12 protein-coding genes are annotated in these 16959 nt (G+C 57.0%); 3 read left to right on the top strand and 9 right to left on the bottom strand.

The window, feature by feature from the left end; translation table 11 throughout:
• Positions 1 to 5 precede the first annotated feature (5 nt).
• On the top strand, positions 6 to 1067 hold the full coding sequence (locus G536_RS0103345; RefSeq protein WP_022822167.1) for an Ldh family oxidoreductase: 1062 nt from the start codon (positions 6 to 8) through the stop codon (positions 1065 to 1067).
• A gap of 73 nt (positions 1068 to 1140) precedes the next feature.
• On the opposite strand, the gene G536_RS0103340 is transcribed toward G536_RS0103345, so the two are convergent.
• The 9 genes from G536_RS0103340 to G536_RS0103300 all read right to left on the bottom strand — a co-directional run bounded on the left by G536_RS0103340 (position 1141) and on the right by G536_RS0103300 (position 13236).
• The gene (locus G536_RS0103340) at positions 1141 to 1968 is read right to left on the bottom strand and encodes a murein L,D-transpeptidase catalytic domain family protein (protein ID WP_022822166.1); all 828 of its coding nucleotides are present in this window, start codon (positions 1966 to 1968) and stop codon (positions 1141 to 1143) included.
• Between the two features lie 228 nt (positions 1969 to 2196).
• Positions 2197 to 3051 (bottom strand): murein L,D-transpeptidase catalytic domain family protein, encoded by an 855-nt coding sequence (locus G536_RS26035; RefSeq protein ID WP_169515033.1) that lies wholly within the window; start codon positions 3049 to 3051, stop codon positions 2197 to 2199.
• A 99-nt stretch (positions 3052 to 3150) separates the two neighbouring features.
• Positions 3151 to 5517 (bottom strand): TonB-dependent receptor, encoded by a 2367-nt coding sequence (locus G536_RS0103330; RefSeq protein ID WP_245575739.1) that lies wholly within the window; start codon positions 5515 to 5517, stop codon positions 3151 to 3153.
• A gap of 47 nt (positions 5518 to 5564) precedes the next feature.
• The gene (locus G536_RS0103325) at positions 5565 to 5789 is read right to left on the bottom strand and encodes a hypothetical protein (RefSeq protein ID WP_022822163.1); all 225 of its coding nucleotides are present in this window, start codon (positions 5787 to 5789) and stop codon (positions 5565 to 5567) included.
• 104 nt (positions 5790 to 5893) lie between these two features.
• Entirely contained in the window at positions 5894 to 6280 is a 387-nt protein-coding gene (locus tag G536_RS0103320; RefSeq protein WP_022822162.1) for a hypothetical protein, read from the bottom strand.
• Positions 6281 to 6373: 93 nt separating this feature from the next.
• A complete protein-coding gene (locus G536_RS0103315) occupies positions 6374 to 7042 on the bottom strand; it encodes a HupE/UreJ family protein (RefSeq protein ID WP_022822161.1) in 669 nt (222 codons plus the stop codon).
• 56 nt (positions 7043 to 7098) lie between these two features.
• Positions 7099 to 8424 (bottom strand): tetratricopeptide repeat protein, encoded by a 1326-nt coding sequence (locus tag G536_RS26030; RefSeq protein WP_022822160.1) that lies wholly within the window; start codon positions 8422 to 8424, stop codon positions 7099 to 7101.
• 152 nt (positions 8425 to 8576) lie between these two features.
• Positions 8577 to 10685: a DUF4331 family protein gene (locus G536_RS0103305; protein WP_022822159.1), complete on the bottom strand. Its 2109-nt coding sequence runs from the start codon at positions 10683 to 10685 to the stop codon at positions 8577 to 8579.
• A gap of 451 nt (positions 10686 to 11136) precedes the next feature.
• A complete protein-coding gene (locus tag G536_RS0103300; protein ID WP_033369496.1) occupies positions 11137 to 13236 on the bottom strand; it encodes a DUF4331 family protein in 2100 nt (699 codons plus the stop codon).
• 424 nt (positions 13237 to 13660) lie between these two features.
• On the opposite strand from G536_RS0103300, the gene hscA reads away from it, so the two are divergent.
• Together hscA and G536_RS0103290 are read left to right on the top strand one after the other, a co-directional pair.
• The gene (gene hscA, locus G536_RS0103295) at positions 13661 to 15520 is read left to right on the top strand and encodes a Fe-S protein assembly chaperone HscA (protein ID WP_022822157.1); all 1860 of its coding nucleotides are present in this window, start codon (positions 13661 to 13663) and stop codon (positions 15518 to 15520) included.
• 202 nt (positions 15521 to 15722) lie between these two features.
• Positions 15723 to 16940, top strand: coding sequence for an anhydro-N-acetylmuramic acid kinase (locus G536_RS0103290; protein WP_022822156.1), 1218 nt, complete (start codon positions 15723 to 15725; stop codon positions 16938 to 16940).
• The last annotated feature ends 19 nt before the right edge of the window (positions 16941 to 16959 follow it).

The raw sequence follows: 16959 nt of genomic DNA, 5'->3' as shown, positions 1-16959 counted from the left end.
GTGCTATGAACTTCTCCTACAACCACCTCTTCACGTTCACCGAAGCCGTTTTCAAAAGCATCGGTTGCCCCGACGACGACGCCACGCTAGCCACCGAAACGCTGCTTTCCGCCGATTTACGCGGGGTCGATTCGCACGGGGTGGCGCGGTTGGTGGGCTACGTCCGGCTCTGGGAAGCCGGCCGCATCAACCCCGCGCCGCGCGTGGGCGTGACCTACGAAACCCCCAGCACGGCCGTAGTGGACGGTGATGGTGGTTTGGGCTTGGTGGTGGGCCCGAAGGCCATGCAAGTGGCTATTGAGAAGGCCCGGCAAGTAGGCACGGGCTGGGTGTCGGTGCGCAACTCCAACCACTTCGGTATTGCCGGTTACCACGCCATGAAAGCCTTGGCTCACGATATGATTGGCATGGCCATGACCAACGCCTCGCCGCTAGTAGCCCCCACCTACTCCCTGGACCGTCTGCTGGGCACTAACCCCATTGCGGTAGCCGTACCTGCCGGCGAGCAACCCGACTTCGTGCTGGACATGGCTACTACCACCGCTGCCAACGGCAAGCTAGAAATTGCCCAGCGCAAAAACATTCCGATTCCCGAAGGCTGGGCACAAGATGCGGAGGGCACCGGCTCTACCGACCCCAACGCCGTGAAGAATGGTGGGGCACTGCTACCACTTGGCGGGGCAACCGGCTCACACAAAGGCTACGGCCTAGGCGCGGTAGTTGACATTTTCTCTGCGGTGCTTTCGGGAGCCAACTACGGGCCGTGGGTGCCGCCATTCGTGGCATTCTTGCAACCACCCGCCGACCCAGTAGGCCAAGGCATCGGCCACTTCTTCGGGGCGATGCGCGTGGACGCCTTCCGCCCTGCCGACGAGTTTAAGGCCCACATGGATAACTGGATTACTACCTTCCGTAACGCCCGCGCCACCGAAGGCCAGCACGTCCTCATCCCCGGCGACCCAGAGCGCGAAACCGCCGCCAAACGTCTGCTCGAAGGCATCAACTTGCTTGACCCCGTAGTGCGCGACCTAGAAACGGTAGGCGCAAAGTTTGGCATAAAGCTGTAGACCAGGATTTTCGCATCACAAAAAAGGCCATCCTTCATACAAGGATGGCCTTTTCGTTTTCAGTGTATGTCGCTCAACTGTTGCTGGATAGCAGCGCATTGATGGCTACGTCTTGGTTGAGGTATTTCGAAGAGTATGACTGGTCGGCCCCGTTCAGGAACAGGCAGGTACCACCGTTTACGGCCTCAATGATTTCGTCTTTCTGGTCCATTGGTAGCGCGGGGCAGCCAAGGCTACGGCCCAAGCGGCCATTCTGCCGGATGAAGTCTTCGCTCACGTAATCAGCACCGTGCATCACTACAGAACGCTCCAATGCATTGGTGTTAAAGCCTTCGTCCACGCCGTCAAGCTTGAGTGAGCGGCCGTGCTTGCCCATATACTCGCCTTTGGTAACGTAGAAGCCCAAGCTGCTCATATTCGACTCGTTCTGGTTGGAGAACGTAGTGGCTACGTCTTCGCCCGAGTTGTGGCCGTGGGCTACCAGCGTGTGGAATTTCACTTGCTTGGCAGCCAAGTCCAGCACCCATAGGCGCTTTTCGGTGCTAGGCAATTCAAAATCCACTACCGTAAGAAGCTGCTTCTCATTGGAGAGGCGGCCTTCGGTTTGCAGGTTCAAGTAGCCCGTCAGCGCCTTCTCGAATACTTCGAACCGCAGGCCTTGGCTTTCCAGCGCCATTTCCTGATACAGGTTGTGGGTGCGCTGGTTGTAGAAAGCTGTTTGTAGCTCCTGGTTGGTCGGCAACTTGGCTTCTACACTAGCGGCTTTCACCTTGGAATTGAGCACCGGGCTGGCCAGGGGCGTAGCCATGAACAGCGACGCCATGAAAGGCAACACCCGACGCGCCACCCGGCGGGCCCGGCGCTTGAAACGCTGACGATATACTACGCTTGTTTTTTCCATCTGCACAAAGGGTTGCCCCTGCTTTTAGAACGAAACTCCTCGTTGAAGGAGTCTATACGTAATAGCGGAACGAACGGTATACGCCCCGAGCTATTTTAAGTATTGAGCTATCTAAACATTCCTATCGTCAACTTAATTCCATCTGCAATTTCCAGGCAAGCTGATCAATTGACTATCAGAGCATTTACCAAGTAAAATATAGTATACCTCAAACGTATTGCGTGCAACTTAGCGCCAGCCCCGCGCAGCCAATTGCTGAGCCGCGGCCTCGCCATCCAGCCATTTCGACGCTACCCCAGGGCCGCTCAGAAACAGGCAGGAGCCTTCCGGCAAGCTCTTGATGATGGCCTTGTATTGATCGGGAGGCAGGGCCGGGCAGCCCCGGCTGTAACCTACCTGGCCGTGTTGCTGCAAGTAGCTGGCACTTACGTAATCGGCGGCGTGCAGCACCACGTAGCGCGACGCGGCGTTGGAATTCTGGCCAGCATCGAGGCCACGCAGTCGGCGCGAAAGGCCGTGCTTACCGCCGTACGTGTCCTGAGTGCGATAAAAACCCAACGACGTGCATTCCGATTTTGTGACGTTGGAAAACCGGCGGGCACGTAACTGCCCGGAGCCGCGGCCGTGCGCTACGTGGCTGCGGTGCAGCACACGTCCCGCAGCCAAGTCCAGCACCCACAGGCGCTTTTCCGACGAAGGCAAATCCATATCGGCTACGGCCAGCACGCCACCATGTTGGATACGGCCAGCGTGCCGCAGGGCCAGGTACCCCACGCAAGCCTGCTCCAACACGGCCGGCCGCAAGTCGGCGGCTTCCGGTCCTAGTTCCGCTTGCAACTTCCGCACCACCTGCCGCACGGAGTCGGGCAGGTTTGACAGAGGTAACACGGGCGTCAGTTGGAGCGAATCGGGTAGCGTGGGAGCAGTTTTTATGGAGTCAGCGGGTATCAGGGCTACGCTTTGCGTGGCGGCGGTCAGTGGCCCCGCAGCTGGCTCTCCTACCGTTGATTGGCAGGCCACCGTCATTCCCAGCAGCCCTAGTGGCAGCAGAATCCGCGCAGTACAAGCAACAGCAAATGGCAAACAGTAAAGCAAATTCATAAGCAAACAACACATTTCGGCCGCCCGAAAGTCAGCATTCGGGCGGCCGGAAGCAAGTTGCACTGGTTTCAATCAACGTGTTTAAAAGAACACGCTGGCGTTTAGCTTCAAGTAAAATGGCGTGCCGGGCGTGAAATGCAGCTCATCAACCGACGTGCCGAGCGGTTCGTTAGGCAAGCGCGTTTCGGTGGCAAATTGCGCTTGGTTCCATTTCACGTTCAATAGGTTTTCGGCGGTGGCACCCACCTCGAACCGGGCGCGGGTGTAGCGCACTACGGCATCGAGCAGGAAATAGCCCTTGGCAGTGATGCTGCCGTCGTCGTTGGCGGGCCGGTCGTCGATGTAGCGGTAGCGCAGGCTGGCATTGAAGCCGCTGGGCTGCTTGAACGTCAGGCCACCGGTGCTCGTGAAGCTGGGAGCCAGCGGAATGTAATTTGCATCGGAAGGCGCTTGTACCTGCCGGCCGTGGTTGTAGTTCAAATCGAGGTCGGCAAACAACACTTTCGTGAACTGGTAGCGCGCCGACACATCCACGCCGAACCGCCGGGTGGGGCCGGTGCTTTCCACCTCCCCCGCGTCGCCGATGTACACTAATTCATCCTGCAAATGCAGCGCCCACAACGCCGTATTTACCACCAGGCTGGGCAAGGGCTTGAACGTGCTGCCCACCTCGTAACCGATAGCGCGGGGCAGCACATTGTCGCCAATAGTGCCGCGAATCACACCGCGCGCATCATTGGAGTGAAACCCGATTCCGGAGCGCGCAAACAGCTGCGTGTTGGGCGTGAGTTGGTAGTACAGGTTAAGTTTTGGCGACACCCGCGCTTTGGTGGTGCGGCCCCGCAAGGGCGTTAGTTGAGTGGCGGCGGTGTCATAAAGCTGGCCGCGGAAGTCGAACGTAAAGACGTCGGCCCGCACCGAGGCATTCACGGTCAGGTCTTCGGTGAGGTTCAGCGTCTCGTCGAGGTAGGCGTTGATGTTGCGCTCGTATAGTTTCCCAGCGGTGATGGTGTCGAGTACGTTGCGGCGCACGGTGTGGCGCAGCGCCAGGTTAGAGAAGTCGTTGCGGGTACCCACGCCCAGGGTGGAATGCAGGTTGCGGCTGCCGAGCTGCGTATCCCGGTCGTAGGTGGCGGTGTAGCCGAACAGGTGCCGGTCGTCGAGCTGCTGGATTCCGTCGCCATTCACTGGGTCTTGCAGGAAGAAGGTGAAGTTGGAATACAAGCTGAAATCGTACTTCGAATAGTAGGCTTGCTGGCGCAGCACGGCGTCGTGCGGCAGGCCAGTCGTGAGCACCACCGAAGCGTTGGTGCGGTCGGTGCTACCGCCTTCGGTGGGGTCGATGCTGCCGTAGCGCGAAATCAGACCCTCCCGCACGCCGCGCTCCGGAATCTGGCCGCTGGCGTCCCAACTCGACGTGAAGTGCGAGCCGAGCAACGTGAGCGAGGTTTGGTCGGTGAGCTGGCCGGTGTACTTGGCCAGACCGTTGAAGCGCTTGAAGTGCTGTTTCTGGTCGAAGTACGAGTTGGTGAAGTTGTACTCGGCGGCCACGTAGGCGCTTTCGGGCTTTTTGCTGAACAAGTGGTGCTCGTTGTGGCCCAGCAAATCCAGCATGACCAAGGCGCGGCGCGTGTCAAACTGCCCTAGCTCCAGCTTCACTTGGCTACGGTCGAGGCTGGTTTTGGTGGTGAACTCGCCAGCACCGGCCGTGGCAAAATCGCCGAATCGAGCTGTGTAAGGCCCTTTGTACACCCGCAACTGGTCCACGGTTTCGGGAATCACGAAGTGAAAATCGGCGTAGCCCTGTCCGTGCGCATGGCTGACCATGTTCACCGGCAGCCCATCAATGCTCACCGCGAAATCGGTACCGTGGTCGGCATCGAAGCCCCGCAGAAAAATCTGCTCGGCTTTGCCGCCGCCCGCGTGTTGGGCAATGAACAAGCCGGGTACCAGCCGCAGCAAGTCCTGCGCCGAATTCACGGGCCGTAGCACCTGGTCGATATGGGAAATGGCCGCCAACGACTGGTTTACGTCGCGCGGCTGGGCCACCGTCACTTCGCTAAGATTCAACGAAATGGTAGGCAAGCTGAAGCTGATAGCTTTGGTTTCGCCGGCGGTCAGTGTTACTGTCTGCAGTCTGGCGCCGTAGCCCAGGCCGGCGGCTTGCACCGTGTAGGTTCCGGCGCCTAACCCGCCAAGCCGGAAGTTACCCAACGCATCAGTAGCCGTACCAACTGTAGCTGCTCCAGATGAGCTTTGCAGCCGCACGCTCAAACCTAGTATGCGCTGCCTGGATGTGGAATCTGCCACGAAGCCCCGAATGGTGCCCGTGTTCTGGGCTAGCAGCGGTGCACCGGGGCCTACCAGCAGTAACACCACGGCCAGACGCAGCCAGTGGCGTCGATAAGCTGAGAAAGATGCTGAACAGGTAAGCAGTAACTGGCGCAAAGCGCAAAGAAATGCTGATACTAAACCCGGATAGAAGTTTTTCATACTTACCAGCGCTTAGCAGAAGACGGAATGGTGTTGCGGCGCTGAGCCAGCACCTGCGCCCGGTGCGTAGCGAGGCTGGCCATCTGGCGGACTTTGTGTTCTTGGTGGGCAGGCTGCGCTGCCACGGGTGGCTGAATAGTGGAAACCGCGCCCGTGAGTTGTGAAGCAACGGAAGTACCAGCGGCAGCGGCCACCGGCAATTGAAAAGCAGTAGATAGAAAGTTCATACGCCAGGGGGGTGCAACCGCAAAACGGCTACAGCATGAAGGATAAGACGATAAAGCGCAAAGCGGAACTCGCTTCGGCATGGTCACAATCGACCAGAATCGACTTATCCCCGACGAGGAGGGGCGTATAACTCGCGCAGAAACCCAACCGGAAACGGTGTTGCCGCTTCGGCCACGTACTGCGGCTCACTCGAAAAATCAACCGCCACCAGCACGACAGGCGCACTTAGCTGGCAATGCACATCCAGCCCCTTCAAACTGCTCAGCAGTTGCGGCCACGATTGGTGTTGGCCGGGCTTGGTGGTAACGTACTGTTCGCCGTTGCAATGGTCGAAGCAGTCGAGTTGGAGGTAGTGCTGGCGCTGGCAGTCGGCGCTGTGCACGTAGTCGGCGGCGTGCTGCCGCACCGGCTCCGGCCGCCCCACAAGCCCTGCCCCCACTACCAGCAGGTAGTGCATGAGCAGCAGCAAGACGAGGTAGGTGCGGAGCATGCGGTGAAATAGTGAGTTTGTGAAGTGGTGAGTTTGATGCGCTACTTGTTCTAATCAGGCCTTTGGCAGTGGGCTATAGCTGGCAGTACCGCATCAGGTAAAGAAAACCCGTTCTACAGTCCAATAGGCAGCTACTAGGCCAATAACTACAGAAGCGGGAATAACAACGCGCTGCTTGTACCAAATTTTATTGCTGAACCAGCGGCCCACCAGTAGCCACGCCAGCAGAATCACGCTGACCTGGCCCAACTCCACGCCGACGTTAAAGGAAATCAACGATTCGAAGAACATGGTCCGCGGCAGTCCTAGGCCGGTGAGGGCACTGGCAAAGCCCAGCCCGTGAATCAGGCCGAACCCAAACACAATGGCTACCCGCCACGGATTGAGCCGGTCGGCAAAGATGTTTTCAATGGCCACAAACAAGATGGACAGCGCAATAACTGGCTCCACAATAGCAGTAGGTGGTGCAATGATGCCGTACATAGCAAAGCCCAGCGTGATGGAGTGGGCCACCGTGAAGGCCGTGGCCTGCCAGAGCACCGGTTTTAGGCGCGGCTCTAGAAAAAAGATGCTCAGCACAAACAGAATATGGTCGAGGCCAAGGGGCAAGATGTGCGTGAAGCCTAGCTGAAGGTAGGTCCACAGAATATCGGTGCGGGAAAGTTTGCTCAAATCCACATCCAGCACGTGCGCATCGGACACGGCGGGCAACAGCACCAGCAGCGGCAACAGGTAGCGGGCAGACGGACGGAAAGAGGACATCGGAGCTGGAGTGTTTTCCCGCAGAAGGCGCAAAATCCTGGCGGCGGGCAATGGGTTTAGCGGGCGGCCAGCAGTTGCTTGCCTTCATCAGCCAAATCCAGGCTGAGGTATGGGTTGAGGGCTAGTGCTTCCCGAATCAGAGCTTGACCTTCGGCCAGGCGGCCGGTTTTGGTGGCTATCAGGCCGGCCCGGCACAGCAGCGTGGGGGTCTTGGTTTTCATGCGCAGGGCACGCTGCATCTGCTTGTCAGCTTCGGCATATTCGCCACGCTTGTAGTGCACCCAGGCCAGCGTTTCCTCCACGTCGATGTTGTCGGGGCGGCGGGCGTACTCGATTTTAGCGTGTTCGAGGGCTTTGTCCAGCTCCTTGGTTTTCAGGTAGGCATACGCCAACTCCCGGTCGGCGTAGTGGCCCATCAACTCGTTGTCGTCGGCTTCTTTGGCGTCGCTGGCTAGCATGGCAATGGCTTCTTTGGCCATTTCGTCGGCTTTGGCGGGCTCGTTGTTCAGTCGGTACAGATCAGCCAGCTCGTCGGCGAAGGCGTAATCTTTCACGGTAGCGCGGGCCTTCTGGAAGTAGGCAATGGCTTCCTTGTAATTACGGCGTGCCTTTTCTACACGGCCCAGGCCGGCAAAGCCATACGAGTAGCCAGGCCGCTCATTCAAAGCTTCCTGGTACTGTTTCTGGGCGTTCTGTAGGTCGCCGGTATTTTCGTAGAGGTGGCCCAATTGAATCCGTGACCATTCGGTTTGCTCCAGGCCAGGGTAGCCGGCTTTGGCGGCCATATCCATAGCCTCAATGGCGCCCGGCAAGTCGCCGTAGATTTCCCGCAGGTATGAAACGCGGGCGTAGGCACGCAAATCGGGGCGAATGGTGTTCATTTTGTCGGCCATGCGGACGGCCTCGGGGTAACGGCCCAGCTCCACGTTAGCGTCGCAGAGCAAGCCGTACACAAACGCGTTTTCGGGGTTGAGTTGCACGGCTTGCTCGGCCAAGGCTAGGCCCTCCGAAAAGTGGTGCTGGGTGAGGTTGAGCGAGGCTTTGCAGCACAGCGCCTCGAAGTTTTCGGGCTCCCGGCGGGTTATATTATTGAGCAGGTCCATGGCGGCCATATCGTAGTAGGCATGGTCGCCAGTCACGCGCGCCTCCTGCATGTAGGCTTGAGCTAGCAATAGTTGCGACTTCGTATCGTCGGGGTTGGTACGCAGTTTGGCTTGCAAGCCGGCTACAGCCTGCTGGGTGTTCAGCCATTCGCCGCCCGCAGCTAAGTCGCCGTGGCGCATTTTGAGCTGCGGTACGGCCTCAGGCTTACGGAAGAAAAACAGGGCTGCCACTGCCGCCGCAAAGCCTACCAGCAGAATCGGGTAAAAGTATTTACGCATGAATTGGTGGGAAAAGGAGAGCGAAGAGGGGTTGCCAAGAGGAAAAATAGCCGACCCCAAACGGAGCCGGCTATCTAGTTCCTACGTCAATCTACGAGGTAAATTTGACACTGGATTACTGGTAGCTCAACCAGTAATTAAGGATCCAATTTTTACTTGGTATCGTGTACTAGGCGCACCGTTTGCAGCACCGTCGAGCCGGTTGAAATCGTGGCAATGTAGTCGCCCTTTTTCAGGTTGCCGGTCCGCCAGTTCACTTCGTACGAGCCAGGAGCGTGCACTTTGCTTTTGACGATAGTAGCCACTTTACGGCCCATCATATCCGAAACGGTGATGCTAATTGGAGCATTTACCGTTACGTCATAGCGGAACGTGGTTTGATCCGTGAACGGGTTCGGGTAGTTCTCAGCAGTAGCCACTTTAGCAGGCTGCAAGCCCAGCGCCGAGGCAGCACCACGGTTGGCTTGCGCTACTCCGTCGCTGTAGCGAGGTCCGCCCAATTGTGGGTTGGTACCAGCCCAAGGCGTTTGCTGGAAGGGGAACATCATCTTCAGCGTGGTATCGTTGCGGCCTACACCTGTGGTGAAGCTAATAACCTCCTGCATTTTCTGCGAGTAGGGGCTCGGCATCCCGGTTGGGTTATCGTCGTAGGGCAAGCCGATGGCGGCCAGCACCAAGCCACTTACAGCTTGTAGTTCGATACGTACCACGTCATCCTCTAAACGGCGGCCGTTCGGGAAGCCGTCCATGTTCGGAATGGCTTGCAAGGCGGTAGAGCCGTTGTAGCGCGGGTCGGTGTTGCCAACTACAGCTGCATATACCAAGCCCAGTGGGCTGAAGTCAGGCGAGTTGCGGGGCGTAACCGGCACGGCCATGTTCAGGCGTAGCATGTCACCACCAATACCGTTGGCATTAACAACAGGCAAGAAGTTGTTGATGAACGGCTTGCCTGCTGCCAGTGGATTGCCGCCTTTACCCGTAGCTAATTGGTACGGACGCAGGTTAGGAACACCGGTATGAAAAATCGGCAGCAAGTCTACGGAACGTGGCTGACCGGTGCGTAGCAAATACTCGCCGAAACCACCCTGAGCCTGTGGCGCGAGAGCCGTACCTGCCGTTGCTGGGTTGCCAAGCAGGCCTGCAAGACCGTTGGCACCGTTGCGGAAGTCGAACTGACCGAGTGAGCGGGTTTGGATGCGCAGGTCGCCGATACCGGGTACTGCCGAACCGAACTTGCTGTCGTCCATATACAGCGCCAGCTCGGGGTTGTTGAAGTAATTGTCGAAGGCGCGGTTCTCGTTGTACGGCGTGCGGCCGTTCCACTCGTCTTTGCTGCCTACGGGGTTCACCACTTCGTTGGTGAGCGGCATGCCCAGGCGCGAAACCTGCACGTATTCGCCCGAGGTAGTTGGAATCCCGAAGTTACCCAAGGTGCGCATAGATGGCCGGCTAGCCGAAGCCCATACCCCAATGATATAATCGGAGTCGAGGATGTTGGCCGCCTGCGAAACCGGCTTGCCATCTTTTTGCAGCAAGTTGATCGGAATCTGGAGAGCAATGGTGTTCACATTCTTGTGGAACAGACCGTCGCGGGCACTGTTGCGCCGTACGCCGCCCAAATCCTCGATGCCTCCAATGTCAACGAAAAATGGATCATCTACTGGTCCGCAGAACACCTTGGTACCGTTACCCAGCGTCTGGATGGAATTCTGAATAAGTGTGTTGTAGTCGGCTACGTTCAAGCCCACCGGGCTGGAAATAGCGCGCGGCCCTACATTGTAGGCGGGCACCACGCCATTGGCTACAATGGTAGTGAACGGACCACCCGCCATGCTCATTTCGGCTCGGTAGGTGGTTTTCAGGTTTTCTTTCCCCAGCCGAATGTTGAAGTGCGTGGTGGGGTCTTCGTTGGTGCGGGTGAACGTAAACCGGTAGGTGATGTCATCACCTTCTGTAGTGGTCTTGTTCTTGATGTGAATCTCGTAGCGAACATTCTCCCCGAAGTGGTAGTAGTTCGGGCCACCCTGCGGCAGCTGAAACGGGATGTAGTTGGCAATGATGGTCACCTTGGTAGGGTCATCAGGGCTACGGAACGCGTAGACGTCGGTGTTGTCGGCTACCGGGTCGTCGGCGATGAGCGGGGCCTCCCGGTGACTGGAGGCCTCTAGCGGGGCTTTTTGTCCGCTCCACACCATCAGGCCAGCCACCGAAGCGGCCACCACTGACAGTTGGAGGATAGGACGGGTAAGCGTTTTCTTCATGATAAAAAAAGGGTTAAATGGTGGAAAATAAACAGCCACCCCACCGAAAATCGGTAGGTTTTGGGAGTGGGTCAGAAAGAAGAAAAAGGCAAAAAAGCGTAACGAACGACCACCACAAGGCAGCCGGGAAGCAGCGTACTATCGAAAGGAATTGCCAGCGTACTTAGGCCCCTGTGAACCAAGTGCCTTACTACTGATCAATACGCAGACGCCACTATATCTGGATTTAGCTTAACCGTAATTATATACAATTATTTATTATTTTCGTTATAAATACAAATACCCTCCGAATCCTTCTATTCTCGTCTTTCTGATCTGTTTTGCGTTATTCCTGCCAGCAAATGCCCGTAACAGCACCCAATGTCATAAAAACAGGAGAGCCAGAGAAGCTACCGACGCATAACGCGCCGGCAACTTCTCTGGCTCTCCTATTAACTACTTACTGTGCTACCTAGCGAGGCTGATGGATCAGCTTCACAGATTGTACCACTGTAGCGCCGCTGTAGAATGTGGCTACATATGTACCAGCAGCCATCGATTCAGGTAATTGCCACTTGTACTCGTAGGTACCCGGCTTGTATTCTTTCGACTTGATGAGCGTGCTTACTTTACGGCCCATCATATCAGAAACCACCAACGAGAGGGTGCTTTTTACGCCTACTTCGTAGCGGAACGTCGTTTGGTCAACTATCGGATTTGGGAAGGCTTGCAACGAGGCAATAGCTCCGCCCTGTAAGCCCAATCCGCCCGAAGGAGCACGTTGCGACAAAGCCACGCGCTGGGCTTTGGTGCCGCTCCACGGCGTTTGTAGGTATGGGAATGCTGCTTTGAACGTGGTATCGTTGGCTTCTACTCCCGTGCGGAAGCTGAGTACACCTCCTAGTTGTGCCGTAACTGGATTAGCTCCACCAGCGGTATAGTCGTCGTACCACAGGCCAATAGCTGCTAGTACAGCACCACCCACAGCTTGTAGTTCGATGCGGGTTACGTCATCTTCCAACCGCCGACCATTCGGGAAGCCATCCATATTCGGAATAAATTCCAGATTGGCGTTGGTGTTGTAAGGGGCTACCGTAAGACCAGCAACCGCAGCCGCCAACAAACCTTCCGAACTAAAAGCAGGTGAGTTACGGGGCGTGGTGGGCACGGCCATATTCAGGCGCAACATGTCGCCGATAACCGGCAGAAAGTTGTTGATAAAGGGCTTACCAGCTGCTAGCGGATTACCGTTTTTACCATTGGCCAATTGATACGGCGGCAGGTTGGGCACCCCCGTGTGGAAAATCGGCAGAATGTCAACCGAACGAGGCTTACCGGCCCGCAGCAGATACGGACCAAACGTGGCATCAGCAAACACGGTACCAGCACGTTGTGCGGCCGTAAGGCCTGAGACGCCGTTAGCTCCATTGCGGAAGTCGAAGCTCTGCAACGAGTTCGACTGGATGCGCAACGAACCCAAACCGGGTACGGCTTCGCCATAATACGTCTGGCCGGCGGGCTTGGGGGCAGCGGGGGCAACCGGCGCGTTATCAGCCATATACAGGCCCAACTCAGGGTTGGTGAAGTAGTCATCGTCGGCGGCACGCTCGGCGCCGGGCACACGGGCGTTCCAGCCATCTTTGCCACCAACCGGGATAATCACTTCGTTGGTGAGCGGCATACCCAGGCGCGACACCTGCACCCAGCTACCCGTGTGGGTCTGGGTGCCATCAGCATTCAGCGTGCGCATGGATGGCCGGCTAGCCGACGCCCATACTCCAATCACGAAGTCGGGGTCGAGGATGTTGGCGGCCATAACGCCGGTTTTGCCGTCTTTCTGCAACTCCGAAATCGGGATTTGCAGGGCAATGGCGTGGGTGTTCTTACGGGCAACCCCGTCGCGAGCAGTAGCGGTACGTACGCCGCCCAAATCGAAGATGCCGCCCAAATCCACGAAGAAGGGGTCATCAACAGGGCCACAGAAGATTTTGGCCGCGCCAGCCGTCTGTATGGCACCCGTCATCAGGGCGTTGTAGGTGGTGTTCAACCCTGCGCCACTTTCAATGGAACGCGGCCCAATATTAGGCGGCGGCACCACGCCGTTGGTAACAATAGTGCTGAAAGCACCACCATTCACGCTCTTTTCGCAGATGTAAGTGGTCTTCAGGTTCTGCTGCCCCAGCCGGATATTGAAAAACGTAGTGGGGTCCTGATTGGTGCGCGTGAATGTGAAGCGGTAGGTGATGTTGTCGCCGGTGGGGTTTACCGTGGTCGAGTTCTTTATATGAATCTCGTAACGGACGTTCTCCCCAAACGTATTGTAGTTCGGGCCACCCTGGGGTAGCTCCAGCGGAATATAGTTGGCAATGATGTTGATCATCTCCGAGTTAACCGGGTCGCGGAATGCGTAGAGGTCGGTGTTATCGGCTAATGGGTCGTCGGCAATGAGGGGAGCCTCCCGGTGGCTACTGGCTTCCAACTGCGTGCTGGGGTTGCTCCAGGCCAAAAACCCTGCAACGGCAGCGGCGGCTACTGCTACCGGAATAATGGGACGTGTAAGACTTTTTTTCATGGTGAAGATGGTGGGAGAAAATGGAAAATAAACAGCCAGCCTACCGAAAATCGGCAAGTAGTGGAAGCAAGTCGAGAAGCTGCAACAGGGGAAATCGGGGCGGGTAATCAGCAATAAATTGGCCGTGCACGTATCATTTTAGGCGGCCCTGAATCACGTATTTTGTTTGCACTTAAATTATATAACCTCAATTCTATATCAAGCTACGCAAACCCAACCGTATCCGGACTTATTACGCTTTACTTTCCCTTAATTATGAACAGTTTTTTAGAAGCGTATTGGATAGATACCATAGAAATGAGCGAAGAAGCCTCTACCGGCAATTCTTCGTTATTTTTGCGTTTGCGTTACACCCTGCCAGTTCTATTACTGCCGGGCTCTGTAGCGCCCATTTTGCACGCTCCGGCGCTCCGTTCTACTAGGCATGGCTAAAGTCGCAATCAACCTCTCCACCGGGAGTATTCAGCAGGAAGAGATTATCGTAGGTATTGATTTAGGCACGACCAATTCGTTGGTAGCCTACATCCATCCGGAAACCCGGCAGCCGCACGCCATCAACGACCTGGACCGGGGTACCATCGTGCCGTCGGTGGTGCACTTCCCCGCTGGCGGCGACACGCCCATTGTGGGCACCGACGCCAAACAGTACTTGCTCACTGATCCGCAAAACACGATTTACTCGGTGAAGCGCCTATTGGGTAAAAGCTACAAAGACCTCGGCAACCACGCAACCGAGCTTGGCTACCGGGTAATCGACGACAACTCGGAGGGCCTGGTAAAAATCCGGGTCGGCGAGAAGTTCTACTCCCCTATCGAGCTGTCGGCCGAAATCTTGAAGGAACTGCGGAGCCGCGCCGAGCACGCCCTCAAAACGCCCGTCAACAAAGCGGTTATCACGGTACCGGCTTACTTCAACGACTCCCAGCGCCAAGCCACCCGCGACGCTGGCCGCTTGGCTGGCTTAGAAGTGCTGCGCATCGTGAATGAGCCCACAGCAGCCGCGCTGGCCTACGGCATCGGGCTGAGCCCCGACGAGGAGAAAACCGTGGCCGTGTACGACCTGGGCGGCGGCACCTTCGACGTTAGTATCCTGCGCATTCAGCAAGGCATTTTCGAGGTACTCAGCACCAACGGCGACACCTACCTGGGCGGCGACGACCTGGACCGCGCCATTTACGACTATTGGGCCGCTGAATACCAGCTTTCCGCAGTTCTGTTTCAGAACCCATCGAGGCAACAAGAGCTACGCTTGTTGGCCGAAGAAGCCAAGAAGCAGCTCAGCCAGCAAGATTCCTTGGAATTCGACTTCCACGGCACGCAACTGCCGCTCAGCAAAGCGAAGTTCAACAGCTTGGTGGGCCCACTGGTAGAACGCACCATTGTAAGCTGCCGCCAAGCCCTCACCGATGCCAAGCTCACGCCCACCGACCTAGATGCCGTGCTGCTCGTGGGCGGCTCGACGCGGGTACCGCTGGTGTATGATTCCGTATCCGCGTTTTTCAAACAGCCCGCCAACAGTTCGCTCAATCCCGACGAAGTGGTAGCACTAGGCGCCGCTATTCAGGCGGACATCCTGGGCGGTAACCGCCGCGACGTGCTGCTGCTCGACGTGACGCCGCTCACGCTGGGTATCGAAACGCTGGGCGGCCTCATGGACCCCATCATTGCCCGCAACTCGAAAATCCCGACCAAAGCCGGCCGCCAATACACCACCAGCGTGGACGGGCAAGTGAACCTGAAAATATCGGTGTACCAAGGGGAACGGGACTTGGTGAGCGAAAACCGCAAGCTGGCCGAGTTCGACCTGCGCGGTATTCCGGCTATGCCCGCTGGTTTGCCCAAGGTGGATGTGAATTTCATTCTGAACGCCGATGGTATTCTGAAAGTGGAAGCCATTGAACTGCGCTCGGGTACCAGCCAGGCCGTGGAAATCAAGCCGCAATACGGCCTCACCGACGACCAGGTGGAGAAGATGTTGATGGACTCGCTCACGTTTGCTCGTGAGGATGTGGCCGCCCGCATGGTGATTGAGGCCCGCACCGTGGCCGAGCAGATGCTGTATCAAGTGGAGCGGTTCGTGGAAAAAAACCACCAGCACCTCACCGAAGAAGAAATCACGCTGACGGCCGCTGCAACTCAGAACCTGCGTGAAGCCCTCGAAGCCAAAGACAAAGACACCATTTTGAAAGCAGTAGACGAGTTGGAAGCCCTTACCAGCCCCTACGCTGAACGAGTGATGAACATTTCCATAAAGCAGGCTATGGCTGGTAAGAAGATCGAGTAAACCAGCCAATCAACAGTCCATTTTAGAGTACTTCCTCTTCTCGAAAGCGCCCGGCCAAGCAATTAGCTGGGCGTTTTGCTATCTATGCAAACAGTATTGTGCCTTGGGAGCAGCCTAAGGACACTGTGTAGCAATAAAGAGTACATAATTTGTTTCCTCTACATACCTGCTTCCACTGGCGGCAGTAAACGGCACAAAACACATGAATAGTCAGCTAGCTCGCCTGCTTCGAATTGCTCAGCAGCCCAGCCGGCGTATTATCGGGTTGATGTCGGGCACTTCACTTGATGGGCTGGATGTGGCGCTATGTAAGCTGGAAGGCTACGGGCTAGAAACCAAGCTGATGCTAGAGAACTTTGCTACGGTACCGTACAGTAATGATGTGCGCCAACGGATTCGGCAGGTATTTGCGGGCGGCTCCGATGGACGTGTGAGTCTCGAATACCTCACGCTACTGAATCCGTGGCTAGGGCTGCTGCATGCCGATATGGTGCTAGCATGCTTGCAGGAGTGGCAGGTGCCCGCCGCCGAGGTAGACCTCATAGCTAGCCACGGCCAAACCGTCTACCATGCCCCGCTCCACCAGCACCAGCGTCCCGATTTCGCTATCAATGCCACTCTCCAACTTGGCGATGGCGACCATGTAGCCGTACGCACCGGCATCATCACGCTGAGCGACTTTCGCCAGAAACACATTGCCGCCGGCGGTGAGGGTGCCCCCCTAGCGGCCTATGGCGACTACTTATTGCTCAGCAGCTTCGAAGAAGAACGGCTACTTCTGAACCTAGGCGGCATTGCCAACTTCACCTACCTGCCCCGCCGCGGCCAAGACGATAGCACCGCCTTCAGCACCGACACCGGCCCCGGCAACACCCTACTCGACGCCACTGTACGCGCCCACCGCCCTAGTATGGCCTATGATGAGGATGGGCGTCTGGCGGCAGCGGGTCAGGTCCATGAGGGGCTACTAAAAACGCTGCTCGCTCATCCATTCTTTGCGGCGCTCCTACCTAAAACCACCGGCCCCGAGCTGTTTGGTACAGAATACTTACGCCACGCTCAAGAGCAGAGTAATACCACACACCTCGGGTTAGAGGATTTGTTGGCCACGCTTACCGAACTAAGTGCCACCAGCATTGCCCAGGCAGTAATACAGGCTTTCGGGAGTCAGGCAAGCCTAGCCGTTTATGCTAGTGGTGGCGGGGCGCACAACCCCAGCCTACAAGCCGCATTGCAACGCCACCTCTCTCACTGTCGTTTCTCCACTACCAAGCAGCTCGGCATCCTACCCGATGCCAAAGAGGCCATTCTGTTTGCCGTACTAGCCAATGAAGCCGTAGCCGGGCAACCAATAGTTATTGGTGCGGGCCGACAGCGGGTTCCGGCCGTTACGATGGGTAAGATTTCCCTGCCGGGATGATTCTCAGATAATAGCTCCT

It is taken from the genome of Hymenobacter norwichensis DSM 15439, assembly GCF_000420705.1.
Taxonomy (GTDB): domain Bacteria; phylum Bacteroidota; class Bacteroidia; order Cytophagales; family Hymenobacteraceae; genus Hymenobacter; species Hymenobacter norwichensis.
This window is presented reverse-complemented; position numbering and strand designations above follow the sequence as displayed.